Below are 16,831 nucleotides of genomic sequence, written 5' to 3'. Positions count from 1 at the left end.
GACGGCGAGTGCGCACGCGGCGTTGAGATCGGGACTGTCCACAGTGGTCTGCGTGGTGGTGGGCCGGGCGTTGAAGGGACGCGAGCGTCAGAGCCGGGTGGAGATGCCGTCGAGCAGGCAGTCGAGCCCGAGCGTGAACTGAACGTCCTCGGCGGGGGTGGCCGGGGCGTGGGGGTCGGCGTTGAGGAAGTCCTTGACCACGCGTTCGAGCAGCGGGAAACGCGGCGCCGCGTCGCTGCCGACGTCGACGAACCAGGCGCCGGCGAGCTCCTGGACGTCGTCGAGCCCGCGGAAGCCCTGCCGCTGCCACATCTTCTTCTCTTCGATCCGCTGCAGGGCCTGGCCGACGACGTAACCGTCGAGCAGCCGGTGATAGGAAACCGCGGCCGAGAGGCCCTGGCCCAGGCCGACGAAGGTGCTCAGCACGAACTCCTGGCGACGGCTCGCGTTCGGCCCGGCGGGCGGGCGCTGGTGCACGAGCTCGGCGAACCAGGGGTGGCGTTTCATCATCGTCCACGAGTCGTGCGAGACCCGGGTGAGATCGGCACGCCAGTCCTCACCCGGCTGCTCGGGCGTGGTGACCTCGGCGTTCGCCGCGTCGAGCATGAGGTCGACGAGGCCGTCCTTGTTGTGCACGTAGCGGTAGAGCGACATGGGCGTGGACGAGCCCAGCTCCTTCGCGACGGCGCGCATGGTGAGCGCGTCGGAGCCGCCGGAGTCGGCGATCGCGATCGCGGTCTTCACGATCTCCGCGCGGCCGAGGCCCCACCGCCGTTCGGGCGGTTCGGGCAGCAGCCAGATCGGCGGGGTCGGGGTTCCCTGAGCGCTCAAGCGACCTCCTGTCGGTTGCGTCGATCCTACTCGACGTGTACAAGGTACATAGAGTGTACGACGTACACATCCGAGGTCGGTCTGGTTGGGGGTTGTCATGAACGAACGGACGCAGGTGCTGATCAGCGGCGGTGGGGTCGCCGGGTTGACGGCGGCGTTGCTGCTGCAGAGCCACGGTGTGCGGGCGGTGCTGGTGGAGAAGCACGCGAGCACGTCACCGCAGCCGAAGGCGCGGCGGTTCAACCATCGCAGCAACGAGGTGTTCCGCGCGCTCGGCATGAGCGACGCGGTGGCGGAGGCGAGTGCGCCGCTGGCGTCGTTCGCGGGGATGCTGACGGGGCCGACGCTGGCCGAGGCGAAGTGGCCGGAGATCACTCCGGCGATGCAGGCGGGCATCACGCAGTACGGCCGGATGAACGACCAGAGCCCGGCGCCGAGCGTGCTGTGCCCGCAGGACGTGTTGGAGCCGGTGCTGCGGCGGGCCGCGGAGGACCGTGGCGTTTCGGTGCGGTTCTCGACGGAACTGGTGTCGTTCACGCAGTCGCCCTCGGGAATCACCGTGGCGCTGCGTTCCGCCGGGGGCGAGGTCTCGGAAGTGGCGGCCGATTACCTGATCGCGGCCGACGGGGCGCGCAGCCCGGTCCGCGAAGCGCTGGGGATTCCGCGCAGCGGCTACGGCCGCCTCGCGGACAACCTGGATATCGCGTTCCGCGCCGATCTCACGGACCTGGTGCGGGACAAGAAGTTCAACCTGTGCCAGATCGAGAATCCGGCGGCGTCGGGCGCGTTCGTGTCGGTGAACGGCACCGACCGTTGGCTGTTCTCCACGTCGGACTTCGCCGGCTCCGCGACCTTGGGCGACGACGGCTGGCGCGACCTGCTGCGCACCGTCGTCGGCGTGCCGGACCTCGACGTGGAGGTACTGAGCCTGATGCCGTGGGAGTCGGGCATGTACGTCGCCGACCGCTACGCCGAGGGCCGCGTCTTCCTCGCCGGAGACGCCGCGCACGCCATGCCGCCTCTGGCCGCGGCCGGCGCGAACGCCGCGATCGGCGACGTCCACAACCTGGCGTGGAAGCTCGCGGCCGTCCTCGCCGGGTCGGCGTCACCCGCGCTGCTCGACACCTACCACGCCGAACGCCACCCCCTGGGCTACGCGACGGCCGAGTTCTCCAGCCGGGTCAGCGGCCACCTCGGCACCATGATCGCCTCCGTCACCAGCGGCGAAGTCCCCGTCGACCCGGTCGCAGCCCTTTTCGGCGTGCAGTACGACGAAGGCGCCTTCGCCCCCGACACCCGCGGCCCTGCCCCCTCCGACCACTACGCCCCCGGCGGCCGCCCCGGCACCCGCGTGCCCCACGCCTGGGTCTCGCCAAGGGTGTCCACTGTGGACCTGGCCGGCCCGGACTTCGCCCTCCTGACCTCCCCCGGCGAGACACACTGGACCGCGACAGCCCACCTCCTCGGCCTCCGCACGGTCCCGGTCCCCGACCCCACCTGGCTCGCCTCCGTCGACCTCTCACCCGACGGCGCCCTCCTCCTCCGCCCCGACGCGATCGTGGCGTGGCACTGGTCGTCCGACATCCCCCTCTCCGACGCGTGCGCCCGCATACTCGGCCACCCGGCGGCCGTCGGTGGGTGAACTCTCGCCCGGGATGGGCGTCGATGGCGGTACGCCCACCCCCGCTCGGCCGGGCTCAGCGGCCGAGGTACTGGGCCGGGCCCTCTGCCCCGCCGACATACGCGGTGGGCCGGACCAGCACCTCCCGGCACCCGCGCCAACACCACGTGGTCCAGCCGGCTCGGGAGGCGGTGGTCACCCGACGTAGACGAAACGGCCACCCCCGCAACTGCGCACACAAGCGGCCGCCCAGGAGCCGGCTCACCCGCCGAAGTACCCCACCGGATCCCCCACCCAGCCAACATGCGCATCCGGCCGCACCAACACGTCACGACGGCGCGGCGCGAACACCACCCGCTCCGGCAACCTCGGAAGCGGTGGTCATCGACGCAAGTGACTCCCGCGCACTGCCCGCACACGCGGCCACACACGAAGCGCAGCGCACTGGCGAGGGCACCCCACCGGATCCCCACCCAGCCAGCAAGCGCATCCGGCCGCACCAGCACGTCGCGACGCCCCGGCGCGAACACCCCCCTTGCTCCGGCAACCTCGGAAGCGGCGGTCATCGACCCAAATGAAGTGGCTCCCGCGCAACTGCGCGCACAACCGGCCCCCAGGAGGCCCAGCTCACCGACCGAAGTACCCCACCGGATCCCCCACCCAGCCAACATGCGCATCAGGCCGCACCAACACCTCCCCGACACCCCGCGCGAACACCACCCGCTCCGGCAACCCGGCCGGCCGGCGGCCACCGATGTAGACAAACCGGCCACCCCGCAACTGCTCATACAACCGGCCCGCAGGAAGCGCGCGGTCCTCAGCGCGGGCTCCGACAAGACGACCAGCACCCACCGGAGGCGCGTACCGGATACCGACACCCGAGATCACGCCCGCGACGCGGCGGGAGAGCGGGCCTGCGGACAGGGCGGCGCCGAGGAGCCGGTTGCGGGCTTCGCGGAGCGCGAGCGGCTTGATCATCGCCAGGCGGATGATCGCGCCGCTGCTGCGGAGGACGAGGCGGCCGACCGGGTGGCGCTCGGCTTCGTACGTGTCGAGCAGGGTTTCCGGCAGGCGGCCGGCCAGGACCTCGGCGAGTTTCCAGCTCAGGTTGGCCGCGTCCTGCAGGCCGGTGTTCATGCCCTGGCCGCCGGCGGGCGAGTGGACGTGGGCGGCGTCGCCGGCGAGGAAGACGCGGCCGGAGCGGTAGTGGGGGGCCTGGCGCTCGTCGCTGTGGAAGCGGGAGAGCCAGCGGGCGTCGTGCATGCCGAGGTCGGTGCCGAGGGAGCGGCGGGTGACGTCGCGGACCTCGTCGAGTGAGAGCGGCGCGTCGTCCGGCATTTGGGAGCGCCGGTCCCAGGCGAACACGCGGTAGTAGCCGTCGCCGAAGGGGGCGACGAACGCGAAGCCGTCGCCGACGCCGTTGACCATGAGGAGGTCTTCGGGTGGCGAGGCGAGCCGGACGTCGGCCAGCATGATCGACTTCAGTACCGAACGGCCGGGGAAGGGCAGGCCGAGTTGCCGGCGCACGACGCTGTGCAGCCCGTCGGTGCCGACGAGGTAGCGGGCGCGGTAGCGCGCCGGCCGTCGGCGGTGGTGACGTCGACGCCGTCGTGGTCCTGGGCGAGCGTGTGCACCTCGGCGCCCCACACGAACTTCGCGCCAAGCCGCTCGGCGCGCGAACGCAGGATCTCCTCGGTGTGGGTCTGCGGGGTGATCAGCAGGTAGCCGTAGCGCGAGGGCAGCTTCGCGAGGTCGATCTCGACCCGGTCGAACAGCCGCAGCTCGCGCAGCCGCGCGCCGGTGGCGATGAGCTCGTCGGCGACGCCGCGCACGTCGAGGTGCTCCAACGTGCGGGCGTGCACCCCGAACGCCCTGGTCAGGTTCGATCCCGTGGTCCGCCGTTCGAGCACCGTCACGGCCACGCCGGCTTCGGCGAGATCCCCCGCGAGCAGCAGCCCGACGGGTCCGGCTCCGACGACCAGCACTTCCGATTCCATGTCGACCCCCAAGTCAACATCCGTTTGCCAACACCTGTTGGCATCCAGTAGACGCCCAGGTGCCAGCCCTGTCAACACCCGTTGGCCTACAGTTGTTGGCATGACCTCGGCCCGACCCCGGCGCTCCGACGCGACGCGCGCCGCCATCCTCGACGCCGCCCGCGAACGCTTCGCCGCGGACGGGTACGAGCGCGCGACGATCCGCGCCATCGCGGCCGACGCGGCCATCGACCCGTCGATGGTGATGCGCTACTACGGCTCCAAGGAAAAGCTCTTCGCGGCCGCGGCCCACTTCGACCTGCGCCTGCCCGACTTCACGCAGCTGCCGCTCGAAGACGCCGGCACGCTGCTCGCGCGGCACGTGCTGGCGCGCTGGTCGAATGACGAGACGCTGTTCGCGCTCCTGCGCGCGGGCGTCACGAACGAGACGGCGGCCGAACGCATGCGCTCGATCTTCGCCGACCAGCTCGGACCGCAGGTCGCGAAGGTCTGCCCGGATCCCGCCGAGGCGCCGGTGCGCGCCGGGCTGATCTCGTCGCAGGTGCTGGGCCTGGCGCTGTGCCGGTTCGTGCTGCGGCTACCGCCGATCGCGGAGATGACCGAGGACGAGGCCGTGCGCTGGCTCGGGCCGACGCTGCAGCGCTACCTCGTGGGGTACTGAGCTCACTCGAACCGCGTCGCGTCGCCCGCGCCGTAGCGGACGATCTCCGCCTCGCCGGACGAGAAGTCGACCACCGTGGTCGGCTCGACGCCGCAGTCGCCGGAATCGAGCACCGCGTCGAGCTGGTGATCAAGCTCTTCCTTGATCTCCCAGCCCTGGGTGAGGGGCTCGCCGGAGTCGGGCAGCAGCAGCGTGCTCGACAGGATCGGCTCCCCGAGCTCGGCCAGCAGCGCCTGCGTGACCACGTGCTCCGGGATGCGCACGCCGACAGTCTTCTTCTTCGCGTGCATCAGCCGCCGCGGCACTTCCTTGGTCGCGGGAAGAATGAACGTGTACGGCCCGGGCGTCGTGGCCTTGATCGCCCGGAACACCGTGTTGTCCACGTGCACGAACTGCCCGAGCTGGGCGAAGTCCTGGCAGACGAGCGTGAAGTGGTGGCGGTGGTCCAGCTTGCGGATCGCCCGGATCCGCTCCATGCCCTCCTGGTTGCCGAGCCGGCAGCCGAGTGCGAAGCAGGAGTCGGTGGGATACGCGATGAGCCCGTCTTCGCGAAGCAGGTCCACGACCTGGGCCAGCGAGCGCCGCTGGGGGTTCTGCGGGTGCACGTCGAAGTAGCGGGCCATGCGCCGAGCTTAGGGGTGATCCACCTCGGGGGCCGGGCGGGCGCGCCAGCGGGCGGCGAGGCAAAGTGTCGGCGTGCACGCTCTCTGGTCCACGGACGAACAGTGGTCACTGCTGCTCCCCGTGTTGCTCGCCCTGGTGCTGAGCACGGCGATCGGCCTCGAGCGCGAGGTCGGCAACAAACAGGCCGGCCTGCGCACGCACACCCTGGTGGGCGTGGGGTCGGCGGTGTTCATGCTCGTGTCCAAGTACGGGTTCGCCGACCTGCTGAACACCGAGCACGTGGCGCTCGACCCGTCGCGGATCGCGGCGCAGATCGTCTCGGGCATCGGGTTCGTCGGCGGCGGGTTGATCTTCGTGCGCCGCGACGCGGTGCGCGGGCTCACGACGGCCGCGACGGTGTGGCTCGCGGCGGCCGTCGGCGTCGCGTGCGGTGCGGGGCTGCCCGTGCTCGCGGCGGCGACGACCGTGGGACTGATCGTGATCACTCGCGGTTTCCCGCCGCTTTCCCGGTTCGTGGCGCGGCATCGGCGTGAACCACCCATTCTGCGGCTGAGCTACTCCGATGGGCACGGAGTTTTGCGAAACGTTCTCGCGAGCTGTACCGAACGCGGCTGGGTGGTCCACCAGGTGGCGGTCGACAGGGAGACGGTTTCCGAAGAGGGGCAACGGATCGCGGTCGTCACGCTGCGATTGCAGGGCCGCGGTGATCTTGCGGAACTGACGGCGGAACTCGCGGAACTGCCCGGTGTGCGGAGCACCGCGACGGGCGCGGAAGATCCGCTCGAAGATTGATCGCGTGCCTGTCCCACAGCGGCCCGGTCTTCGGGCACACTGGACGGCACACGGAAACCTCGGTGCGGCAAAGGAAAAAACGCGCCCGGGGAGAAACCATCCAAATGGGAGGTGAGGCCATGGCCCCCGAAAGTGGCGAGGACCTGATGTCCGTCGAGCCGCGTTTCGACCCGGCTTGGCGCGGCTATCACCGAGGCCAGGTCAAGGAATTCGTGGCCTGGGCCCAGGAAGAGCTCCACCGGGTGGCGGCCGAACGCGACGCGGCGATGCGGCGCGTGGCCCGGCTGGCGGAGCACAACCGCGAGCTGCACGCGACGATCGACCGCATCAGCCGCACCCCCATAGAAGCCGACGCGCTCCAGGAACGATCACGGCGCATGATCGAGCTGACTCGCGAAGAAGCTTCGGAAATCATCGCGCGGGCAAAGGAAAAGGCGGAGCAGACGCGGCTCGACGCCGAGGCCGAGGCCGTGCGGCTCACCGAGAAGGAACGCGCGCTCGTCGCCGCGACCGAGGAAGATCGCCGTCGCCAGCGTGCCGCGCACGAGGAATTCATGCGCCGGGCGGCCGCCGAACGCGCCGCCGCCGATGAAGCCGCCGCGAAGCAGCGCCGCCACATGGAGGAAGACCTCACCGTGGCCCTGCACCAGCGCCGCACCGCGACGATCACCGAACTGGACACCCAGCGCACCAAAACGCTGCGCGAGCTCGACGCCCACCGCACGGAAACGTTGCGCAAGCTGAACGCCCAGCGCACCGAAACCGAGCGTGCCCTGGCTGCCCAGCGCACGGAAACCCTGCGTGACCTGGAGAACCAGCGCACCGAAACCCACCGCGTGCTCGCCGCGCAGACCGTCGCGGCGCAGACGGAGGCCGACACCCGGGTCCGCCGCGCGACCGAGCACGCCAACGACATCGTCACCCGGGCCGACGATCGCGTCGCCGAGCTGACGGCCATCCACCACCGCCTGAAAACGGCGCTCACCGGCACCCGCGAACTCCTGGCGTCGGCGACCGCCGCGCTGGACCCGCAACCCGACGACACCGACACCCCCGTGCCCGTCCAGCGCCGCAAACCGGCGCTCACCGAGGCAGCCACAACCGGCTGACCTGCGATTATCTCACTCGCGCAACTTCTGCCGGGCGCCTGAGCACGGCTTGCCGGGGCCCGGCTTTTCACCCCGGCCCCGGCGTGGAGCGCGCCGCCGAGATCACGTGCGCCCCTAAGTTGGGGCCATGACCATCACCGGGCCGAGGACGTCGACGCGGTTGCTGCTCGTCGTCGTGTGTGTGGTGGTGCTGGCGACCGCGACCACGCTCGCCAACCGGGTCCTGCCGGGCTGGGCGTACCCGGTGTGCGGCGCCGTGACGGCGGCGGTGCTGCTCGCGCTGGCGTTCGGCGCCGGGTACACACCGGCCGACCTCGGCGTCAGCCGCGCGACGCTCGGGCGAGCGGCCGTGACGGGGCTGGTCGGGGCGGCGTTCTTCCTGGTCGTCTTCGGCATCGCGGCCGTCGTACCGGCGTTGCGGACCGTCTACGACGACGGGCGCGTCGGCGACCCCGACCTGCTGCAACTGCTGTGGCTCACGCTCGGGCGGATCACGTTCGGCACGGTGATCGTGGAGGAGATCGCGTTCCGCGGCGTACTGCCCGCGCTGCTCGGCGCGCGCGACGACCGCTGGCGATGGGGGCCGATCCTCGGGGCGTCGGCGTTCTTCGGGCTGTGGCACTTCCTTCCGGCGCTGGCCGTCGGGCGCAACGCGGCCGTGCATGCGGCGCTCGGCGGCATTCCGACGCAGCTGCTGCAGGTGCTCGCGATGGTCGCCGCGGCCGCGGCGGGCGTCTTCCTGTACGCGTGGCGGCACTTCGGCCGCGGCGTGCTGGCATCGGTGCTGGTGCACTTCACGACGAACGTCGGTGGGCTCGTCATCGCGGTGGCCGTCCGGGCGTGAATACACATACCCCGTATCGGATACGTGGGGTGGGTATACTGGACGACGTACAGGTGCGAACGAAGGGGACGATGCGCGATGACGGGCTACGGCAACGAGCGGGATGCCTATCTGAAGCGTCTGCGCCGCATCGAGGGACAGATCCGAGGCCTGCAGCGCATGGTCGAGGAGGACAAGTACTGCATCGACATCCTCACGCAGGTGTCGGCGGCCACGAAGGCGCTGCAGTCGTTCTCGCTGGAGCTGCTCGACGAGCACTTGGCCACCTGCGTCGTGCAGGCCGCCGCGGCCGGTGGTGAGGAAGCCGACCTGAAGGTCCGTGAGGCCTCCGACGCGATCGCGCGGCTGGTCCGCTCGTAGGCTCGAACAGTGAAAGAGGAGCGCCCCGGCTGCCGGGCGCTCCTCTTTTTTGGTGCGCGGTTCAGCGTGCGGCGCGGAAGCCGCGCAGGCGGAGGCTGTTCGAGACCACGAACACCGACGAGACGGCCATGGCGGCGCCGGCGATCATGGGGTTGAGCAGGCCGAACGCCGCCAGCGGCAGGGCCGCGACGTTGTAGGCGAAGGCCCAGAACAGGTTGCCCTTGATCGTGCCGAGCGTGCGCCGAGCGAGGCGGATGGCGTCGACGGCGGCGCGCAGGTCACCGCGGACGAGGGTGAGGTCGCCGGCCTCGATCGCGGCGTCGGTTCCAGTGCCCATGGACAGGCCGAGGTCGGCTTGGGCGAGGGCGGCGGCGTCGTTCACGCCGTCGCCGACCATCGCGACCACGCGGCCCTCGGACTGCAGCCGCTTGACCACCGCGACCTTGTCTTCGGGCAGGACCTCGGCGATGACCTCGTCGATGCCGGCGGCTCGCGCGATGGCCTGAGCGGCGCCCGCGTTGTCTCCGGTCAGCAGCACCGGCGTGAGGCCGAGGGCGCGGAGTTCGGCGACGGCTTGGGCCGAGGTGGGTTTGATCGTGTCGGCGACGACCAGCACGGCTTGGGCCGCGCCGTCCCACGCCACGAACACCGCGGTGGCGCCCTGCCGCTCGGCCGCCGCCTTGGCGTCGGCGAGCGGGCCGTCGACGTGAATGCCCCAGTCGGCCAGGAACGCGGCACGGCCGGCGAGGACGGCGGTGCCGTCGACGAGGCCGGTGACACCGAGGCCCTCGGTCGAGCGGAACTCCTGGACCGCGGGCAGCTCGCCGAGGCGCTCGCGAGCGCCGGTCCCGATAGCCTTGGCGATGGGGTGCTCGGAGGCGTCTTCGACGGCTCCGGCGTAGCGCAGGACCTCGGCCTCGGTGATGCCGTCGGCGGGGTGGACGCCGGTGAGGCTCATGCGGCCGGTCGTGACGGTGCCGGTTTTGTCGAGCACGACGGTGTCGACGCGGCGGGTGGACTCGAGCACCTCGGGGCCCTTGATCAGGATCCCGAGCTGGGCGCCGCGGCCGGTGCCGACCAGTAGCGCCGTGGGCGTGGCCAGGCCGAGCGCGCAGGGGCAGGCGATGATCAGCACGGCGACCGCGGCGGTGAAGGCTTCGGCGACGTCGCCGCCGCTGGTCAGCCACGCGACGAGCGTGATCAGGGCGAGCATGAGCACGATGGGGACGAAGATCCCGGAGACCCGGTCGGCCAGCCGCTGGACGGCGGCCTTGCCGTTCTGGGCTTCCTCGACGAGGCGCGCCATCTGGGCGAGGCGGGTGTCGTCGCCGATCCGGGTGGCTTTCACGACCAGGCGGCCACCGACGTTCACGGTCGCGCCGGTCACGACGTCGCCGGAGGTGACTTCGACGGGCACGGACTCGCCGGTGATCATGCTGACGTCGACCGCGGAGCTGCCTTCGGTGATCACGCCGTCGGTGGCGATCTTCTCGCCTGGGCGGACGACGAACAGATCACCGACCTTGAGCTCACCCACCGGGACCCGGCGTTCGGTGCCGTTCCGCAGGACGGTGACGTCCTTCGCACCGAGCTCGAACAACGCGCGCAGAGCGGCGCCGGAGCGGCGCTTGGCGCGGGCTTCGAAGTAGCGGCCGGCGAGGATGAACGTGGTCACGCCGGAGGCGACCTCGAGGTAGATGCTGTTCGTGCCCATCCCCGGCGTCACGGTCAGGGTGAAGGCGTCGCGCATCCCGGCCATGCCGGCGGTGCCGAAGAACAGGGCGTAGAGCGACCAGAGCGTGGCCGCGGAGACGCCGAGGGAGATCAGGGTGTCCATGGTCGCGGCGGCGTGGCGCAGGTTGGTCCACGCGGCGCGGTGGAACGGGAACGCGCCCCACACCACGACCGGCGCGGCCAGCGTGAGCGAGAGCCACTGCCAGTTGCCGAACTGCAGCGCGGGGACCATCGCGAGCAGGATCACCGGCACCGTCAGCAGCGCCGAGTACACGAGCCGGTCGCGCAGGGGGCGCGTCTCGTCCTCGGGCTCGGGCCCTTCGGGCTTCTCGGGTTCGGGGCGTTGCGCCGTGTAGCCGGTGGCCTCGACGACGCCGACCAGGTCGTCGACCGAAATCGTGGCGGGGAACTCGACGTGGGCCTTCTCGGTGGCGTAGTTGACGCTCGCCGTGACCCCGTCGACCTTGTTCAGCTTGCGCTCCACGCGGGCGGCGCACGAAGCGCACGTCATCCCGCCGATGACGAGCTCGACCGTCTGCGGAGCGTGTGTCGTCGTGGTCATGGCGGCCTACGCGACGAGCCGGTAGCCGGCTTCGGTGACCGCCGCCGAGACGGCGTCCACGGTCAGCGGCTGCTCGCTGACGACCTTCACCGCACCCGACGCGAGATCCACGTCGACTTCCCGGACACCGGCGAGCTCCCCGACCTCTTCGCGAACCGCGCCGACACAGTGCGCGCAGGTCATACCCTCGACGGTGTAGGTGGCTTCGGTCATCACCGGCTCCTTCGTGCTGTGGCGTTCCTGACTCCTTTATACCCCTTGGGGGTAGGGGTTCACCACGCGGGCCGCCTGCGGGACCCGTTACCCGGCGCGGCAGACTGCGGTGATGCGGAAGCTCTACGCGATCGGGATCGGCGCCGGCGACCCGGAACACCTCACCGTCCAGGCGATCGACCGCCTCAACCGCGTCGACGTGTTTTTCGTCCTCGACAAAGGCTCCGCGAAGGCCGACCTCGTACGACTGCGCCAGGACATCCTGTCGCGCTTCGTCACACGCCCCGGCTATCGCGTGGTCACCGCCACCGACCCCGACCGCGACCGCGCGCCGTCCGACTACCGCGCCGCCGTGGCCGACTGGCACGAGCTCCGCACGGACGTCTACGAGCGGCTCATCCGCGACTCCCTCGGCCCCGACGACACCGGCGCCTTCCTCGTCTGGGGCGACCCGTCGCTCTACGACAGCACCATCGCCCTCATCGAGGCGGTGCTCGCGCGCGGCAACGTCGCTTTCGACTACGAAGTGGTCCCCGGCGTGAGCAGCATCTCCGCCCTGGTCGCCCGCCACCGCACGACGATGAACCAGATCGGCCGCGCCGTCCAGCTCACCACCGGCCGCCGCCTGGCCACGGGCTGGCCCGCGGACGCCGACGACGTCTTCGTCCTGCTCGACGCACACACCACCTTCAACCAGTTCACCGACCAGGGCCTGCACATCTACTGGGGCGCGTACGTGGGCACTCCGGACGAGATCCTGCTGTCGGGCCCCCTTGACGCCGCCCTGGCGGCCCGCATCAGCGCGGTCCGCGCGGAGGCGCGGGAGAAGCATGGCTGGATCATGGACACCTATCTGCTGCGCCGCCCCCAGCGATAGCCCGGCTCCAGGACCGGCTCCACACCCTGGGCGACACCGGCACAGTGGCCGGCCCGCCGGTTCGAGGCGGCTCAGCCCGGCGGTGGCCGGAGGCCGCCCATCAGGAGGGTCAGCAGGCGGCCGGCCTTGGCCTCATCTTCGAGCCGGGGGGCCACGGTAGATGCCGATGAGGGCGGCGGCGATGTCTTCGGCGGTGACGTCGGAGCGGAGGTCGCCCGCCGCGCGGCCGGCGTCGAGGATCGTGGTGATGGCCGCCAGCAGTTCGGTCCGCGTCTGCGCGTGGGCGATCTCGCCCGACTCGATCATCGCGAGCAGCGTGTCGAGCATCCCGTTCTTGGTCGCGATCCAGTCTCCGAACAAGTCCATCCAACGCCGTATCGCCGCGGCCGGGGCAGCCGGGCGAGCAGTTCACGAGCGCCAGTCGTCAGCCGCACGACCTGGTCCCGATAGACCGCCTCGACCAGCGACTCGCGGGTCGGGAAGTGCCGGTACAGCGTGGCGATGCCGACCCCGGCCTCACGGGGGATCGCGCGCATCGACGGCTCGACGTCAGCCGACACGAACACGCGAGTCGCCACCGCGAGCAGCTGCTCGCGGTTGCGGGTTGCGTCCGCCCGTAGCGCACGCATCTCCGCCTCAGCCAAAACGGATCACGCTCCGATTGTGTTGGAGTCGTCCACGCAAACGAAGCATGGTCCGTTTCACTGCGTTCCCTCGTCCGAGGAGCAAGGCAGACATGGGGCAACAGAGCGATCACTTGCCTACGGGCAGGAGCAGAGCGGTGCAGCTCGATTCGTTCGGCTGCCCTGAGGTCTTGGACGTCGGTGAGATTCCCGCTCCGCAGGCCGGCTCGGGACAGGTCCGGGCGGGTCACCGCGGCCGGTCTGAACCCGATGGACTGGATCACGACCGCCGACGCGGACACCGCCGCCCGGTTCGGCTTGCGCCTCCCGGCCGGATACGGGACCGACTACGCGGGGGTGGTCGACCAGGTCGGTGCCAGGGTGACCGGCTTCGCGCCCGGTGACCGGGTGTTCGGATGCGCTCTATCGCGCGCAGTCGCCGACTTCGCGGTGATCGACCCCGCCGGGGCGGCCGCGGCGAACGAAGCCCACCCACACTCCCGAGGGCGTCGACGACCGCACCGCCACCCTCACCATCGCCGGCCGCACGGCTTTCGCCGCCCTCGCCTCGGTGGCGCCCGGCCCGGACGACACGGTGCTGATCGGCGGGGCGGGCGGCGGGGTCGGGGTCTTCGCCGTCCAGCTGGCGCGGATCGCCGGAGCGCGCGTGATCGGTACGGGATCAGCGGCATTGTCTGAGTTCCTGCGCGAGCTCGGAGCGGAACCGGTCACCTACGGCGACAGCCTGGCCGACCGGGTCCGAGCCCTCGCTCCCGGCGGTGTCACCGCCGCCATCGACCTGTACGGGACAGAGACACTCCACGCCGCGAAGGAACTCGGTGTGCCGGACAGCCGCATCTGCACCATCGCCACGAAAGTCGACGGTGTGCCGGCGGCCAACGGCGCGAACGCTGCTCCCGGCACCCTGGAAGACATAGCGCGCCTGGTCTCGGCAGGCCGGCTCCGGGTGCCGATCGCGGCGAGTTCCCGATCGAGCAGATCCACCGCGCGACCGAGCTGCAAGCCGACCGGCACGTGCACGGCAAGATCGTCATCGATCTCTAGATCGAGGCCATAAAGGTGCCGAAATAGGGTTAGGCCCCGGGAGAATCGCTTGCGCGTTCTCAACCGGGGCCTAACCCTTACTTTTAGTTCGGCGGCGTCCTACTCTCCCACAACCCTTCGGTTGCAGTACCATCGGCGCTACCAGGCTTAGCTTCCGGGTTCGGAATGGGACCGGGCGTTTCCCTGGCGCTATAACCACCGAAACACTACGAAACACGCGTGGTGTTTCAGAACCGTAGAGTGGATGCGTAACATCTTTGTAGGCAAGTCCTCGGCCTATTAGTACCAGTCAACTCAACAACACATTACTGTGCTTCCATCTCTGGCCTATCAACCCAATCGTCTCTTGGGGGCCTTAACCCACATGGGGTGGGATACCTCATCTTGGAACAGGCTTCCCGCTTAGATGCCTTCAGCGGTTATCCCTTCCGAACGTGGCCAACCAGCCATGCCCCTGGCGGGACAACTGGCACACCAGAGGTTCGTCCGTCCCGGTCCTCTCGTACTAGGGACAGCCTTCCTCAAGTATCCTACGCGCGCGGCGGATAGGGACCGAACTGTCTCACGACGTTCTAAACCCAGCTCGCGTGCCGCTTTAATGGGCGAACAGCCCAACCCTTGGGACCTACTCCGGCCCCAGGATGCGACGAGCCGACATCGAGGTGCCAAACCATGCCGTCGATATGGACTCTTGGGCAAGATCAGCCTGTTATCCCCGGGGTACCTTTTATCCGTTGAGCGACACCCCTTCCACCAGGTGGTGCCGGATCACTAGTCCCGACTTTCGTCCCTGCTCGACATGTCTGTCTCACAGTCAAGCTCCCTTGTGCACTTGCACTCAACACCTGATTGCCAACCAGGCTGAGGGAACCTTTGGGCGCCTCCGTTACTCTTTAGGAGGCAACCGCCCCAGTTAAACTACCCATCAGGCACTGTCCCTGAACCAGATCATGGCCCGAGGTTCAGATTCCCAATTCGACCAGAGTGGTATTTCAACAATGACTCCACAGTAACTAGCGTCACCGCTTCACAGTCTCCCACCTATCCTACACAAGCCGAACCGAAAACCAATACCAAACTATAGTAAAGGTCCCGGGGTCTTTCCGTCCTGCCGCGCGTAACGAGCATCTTTACTCGTAGTGCAATTTCGCCGGGCCTGTGGTTGAGACAGCCGGAAAGTCGTTACGCCATTCGTGCAGGTCGGAACTTACCCGACAAGGAATTTCGCTACCTTAGGATGGTTATAGTTACCACCGCCGTTTACTGGCGCTTAAATTCTCAGCTTCACCCCCGAAGGGATTAACCGGTCCTCTTAACGTTCCAGCACCGGGCAGGCGTCAGTCCATATACATCGTCTTGCGACTTCGCATGGACCTGTGTTTTTAGTAAACAGTCGCTTTCCGCTGGTCTCTGCGGCCACCACTCCCTAGCCTGTAAAAGGCCTCAAGAGCACTGGCCCCCCTTCTCCCGAAGTTACGGGGGCATTTTGCCGAGTTCCTTAACCACAGTTCACCCGATCGCCTTGGTATTCTCTACCTGACCACCTGTGTTGGTTTGGGGTACGGGCCGTGCATGCACTCACTAGAGGCTTTTCTCGGCAGCATAGGATCACCCTCTTCGCCTCAAACGGCTACGCATCACGTCTCAGCCTATAGCCATGCGGATTTACCTACATGACGGCCTACACGCTTACACCAGGACAACCATCGCCTGGCGGAGCTACCTTCCTGCGTCACCCCATCGCTTGACTACTACAGAATCAGATCCCACGCTCCACAACACAGCTCCATCCGAAGACTTCACCATGCGCTTTGGGTGGTTAGTATCAACTGCCTCATCATGGGCGCACATGCTCGGGTACGGGAATATCAACCCGTTGTCCATCGACTACGCCTGTCGGCCTCGCCTTAGGTCCCGACTTACCCTGGGCGGATTAGCCTGGCCCAGGAACCCTTGGTCATCCGGCGGCAGAGTTTCTCACTCTGCATTCGCTACTCATGCCTGCATTCTCACTCCCACACCCTCCACCACTGGTTTCCACCGTGGCTTCCCTGGATGCAGGACGCTCCCCTACCCATCAACACGACTACACGCGCTCCTCAAGGGAACACGCGGATCTATTGTGTCAATGACACAGCTTCGGCGGTGTGCTTAAGCCCCGCTACATTGTCGGCGCAGGACCACTTGACCAGTGAGCTATTACGCACTCTTTCAAGGGTGGCTGCTTCTAAGCCAACCTCCTGGTTGTCTGGGCAATCCCACATCCTTTCCCACTGAGCACACACTTAGGGGCCTTAGCTGGTGTTCTGGGCTGTTTCCCTCTCGACGACGAAGCTTATCCCCCGCCGTCTCACTGCCACACTCTCACACCACGGTATTCGGAGTTTGGTTGATTTCGGTAACCCGGTAAGGCCCCTAGACCATCCAGTAGCTCTACCCCCGTGGTGAAACATGTGACGCTGCACCTAAATGCATTTCGGGGAGAACCAGCTATCACGGAGTTTGATTGGCCTTTCACCCCTACCCACAGCTCATCCCCCAGGTTTTCAACCCTGGTGGGTTCGGGCCTCCACGACGTCTTACCGACGCTTCACCCTGGCCATGGGTAGATCACTCCGCTTCGGGTCTAGACCACGCGACTATGACGCCCTATTCAGACTCGCTTTCGCTACGGCTACCCCACACGGGTTAACCTCGCCACGCAGCACTAACTCGCAGGCTCATTCTTCAAAAGGCACGCCATCACCTATTACAGCTCTGACGGCTTGTAGGCACACGGTTTCAGGTACTCTTTCACTCCCCTCCCGGGGTACTTTTCATCTTTCCCTCACGGTACTCGTCCGCTATCGGTCTTCAGGAAGTATTTAGGCTTACCGGGTGGTCCCGGCAGATTCACAGCAAATTCCACGAGCTCGCTG

13 protein-coding genes, 2 rRNA genes and 2 pseudogenes (1 of these 17 cut by a window edge) are annotated in these 16,831 nt (G+C 68.4%); 8 read left to right on the top strand and 9 right to left on the bottom strand.

The genetic code is table 11. From position 1 onward, the window contains the following. Nucleotides 1-87: 87 nt before the first annotated feature. The gene (locus QRX50_RS21465; protein WP_285973697.1) at nt 88-831 is read right to left on the bottom strand and encodes a TetR/AcrR family transcriptional regulator; all 744 of its coding nucleotides are present in this window, start codon (nt 829-831) and stop codon (nt 88-90) included. Between the two features lie 97 nt (nt 832-928). Here QRX50_RS21465 and QRX50_RS21460 point away from each other — a divergent pair, with 97 nt between their 5' ends. Beyond that, on the top strand, nt 929-2,473 hold the full coding sequence (locus QRX50_RS21460) for an FAD-dependent monooxygenase (RefSeq protein WP_285973696.1): 1,545 nt from the start codon (nt 929-931) through the stop codon (nt 2,471-2,473). Between the two features lie 606 nt (nt 2,474-3,079). Here QRX50_RS21460 and QRX50_RS21455 read toward each other — a convergent pair. Continuing rightward, nucleotides 3,080-4,449: pseudogene (locus tag QRX50_RS21455) on the bottom strand (FAD-dependent monooxygenase). A gap of 100 nt (nt 4,450-4,549) precedes the next feature. Here QRX50_RS21455 and QRX50_RS21450 point away from each other — a divergent pair. Next, nucleotides 4,550-5,110, top strand: a complete 561-nt coding sequence (locus tag QRX50_RS21450; RefSeq protein ID WP_285973695.1) for a TetR/AcrR family transcriptional regulator — start codon at nt 4,550-4,552, stop codon at nt 5,108-5,110. Nucleotides 5,111-5,112: 2 nt separating this feature from the next. Here QRX50_RS21450 and QRX50_RS21445 read toward each other — a convergent pair whose 3' ends face one another. Continuing rightward, complete coding sequence (locus QRX50_RS21445) at nt 5,113-5,733, bottom strand: L-threonylcarbamoyladenylate synthase (protein WP_220243032.1); 621 nt, start codon at nt 5,731-5,733, stop codon at nt 5,113-5,115. Nucleotides 5,734-5,806: 73 nt separating this feature from the next. Here QRX50_RS21445 and QRX50_RS21440 point away from each other — a divergent pair, with 73 nt between their 5' ends. The 4 genes from QRX50_RS21440 to QRX50_RS21425 all read left to right on the top strand — a co-directional run bounded on the left by QRX50_RS21440 (nt 5,807) and on the right by QRX50_RS21425 (nt 8,839). Continuing rightward, complete coding sequence (locus QRX50_RS21440) at nt 5,807-6,526, top strand: MgtC/SapB family protein (protein ID WP_285973694.1); 720 nt, start codon at nt 5,807-5,809, stop codon at nt 6,524-6,526. Between the two features lie 119 nt (nt 6,527-6,645). After that, a complete protein-coding gene (locus tag QRX50_RS21435) occupies nt 6,646-7,635 on the top strand; it encodes a DivIVA domain-containing protein (RefSeq protein ID WP_285973693.1) in 990 nt (329 codons plus the stop codon). A 127-nt stretch (nt 7,636-7,762) separates the two neighbouring features. Further along, a complete protein-coding gene (locus QRX50_RS21430; RefSeq protein ID WP_285973692.1) occupies nt 7,763-8,479 on the top strand; it encodes a CPBP family intramembrane glutamic endopeptidase in 717 nt (238 codons plus the stop codon). Nucleotides 8,480-8,557: 78 nt separating this feature from the next. Beyond that, nucleotides 8,558-8,839: a metal-sensitive transcriptional regulator gene (locus QRX50_RS21425; protein WP_220243036.1), complete on the top strand. Its 282-nt coding sequence runs from the start codon at nt 8,558-8,560 to the stop codon at nt 8,837-8,839. 61 nt (nt 8,840-8,900) lie between these two features. On the opposite strand, the gene QRX50_RS21420 is transcribed toward QRX50_RS21425, so the two are convergent. Next, nucleotides 8,901-11,135 carry a heavy metal translocating P-type ATPase gene (locus tag QRX50_RS21420; RefSeq protein WP_285973691.1) on the bottom strand — a complete coding sequence of 745 codons (2,235 nt, stop codon included), beginning with the start codon at nt 11,133-11,135 and terminating at the stop codon, nt 8,901-8,903. A 6-nt stretch (nt 11,136-11,141) separates the two neighbouring features. Further along, complete coding sequence (locus QRX50_RS21415) at nt 11,142-11,348, bottom strand: heavy-metal-associated domain-containing protein (RefSeq protein WP_285973690.1); 207 nt, start codon at nt 11,346-11,348, stop codon at nt 11,142-11,144. A 112-nt stretch (nt 11,349-11,460) separates the two neighbouring features. Here QRX50_RS21415 and cobF point away from each other — a divergent pair, with 112 nt between their 5' ends. Continuing rightward, a complete protein-coding gene (cobF, locus tag QRX50_RS21410) occupies nt 11,461-12,225 on the top strand; it encodes a precorrin-6A synthase (deacetylating) (RefSeq protein WP_285973689.1) in 765 nt (254 codons plus the stop codon). A gap of 132 nt (nt 12,226-12,357) precedes the next feature. Here cobF and QRX50_RS50390 read toward each other — a convergent pair whose 3' ends face one another. Together QRX50_RS50390 and QRX50_RS50385 are read right to left on the bottom strand one after the other, a co-directional pair. Continuing rightward, nucleotides 12,358-12,591 carry an SbtR family transcriptional regulator gene (locus QRX50_RS50390; protein WP_434533300.1) on the bottom strand — a complete coding sequence of 78 codons (234 nt, stop codon included), beginning with the start codon at nt 12,589-12,591 and terminating at the stop codon, nt 12,358-12,360. After that, the gene (locus QRX50_RS50385) at nt 12,528-12,761 is read right to left on the bottom strand and encodes a TetR/AcrR family transcriptional regulator (protein WP_434533355.1); all 234 of its coding nucleotides are present in this window, start codon (nt 12,759-12,761) and stop codon (nt 12,528-12,530) included. The genes QRX50_RS50390 and QRX50_RS50385 overlap by 64 nt, the downstream gene beginning before the upstream one ends. A gap of 200 nt (nt 12,762-12,961) precedes the next feature. Here QRX50_RS50385 and QRX50_RS21400 point away from each other — a divergent pair. After that, nucleotides 12,962-13,913: pseudogene (locus QRX50_RS21400) on the top strand (NADP-dependent oxidoreductase). Nucleotides 13,914-13,999: 86 nt separating this feature from the next. On the opposite strand, the gene rrf reads toward QRX50_RS21400, so the two are convergent. Continuing rightward, nucleotides 14,000-14,116, bottom strand: a 5S ribosomal RNA gene (gene rrf, locus QRX50_RS21395). A gap of 56 nt (nt 14,117-14,172) precedes the next feature. Then, nucleotides 14,173-16,831, bottom strand: a 23S ribosomal RNA gene (locus QRX50_RS21390) (it continues 459 nt past the right edge of the window).

This window comes from Amycolatopsis sp. 2-15 (assembly GCF_030285625.1).
GTDB lineage: Bacteria > Actinomycetota > Actinomycetes > Mycobacteriales > Pseudonocardiaceae > Amycolatopsis > Amycolatopsis carbonis.
Note: the sequence above shows the minus strand (reverse complement) of the source record. Positions and strands in the feature narration are given on the sequence as shown.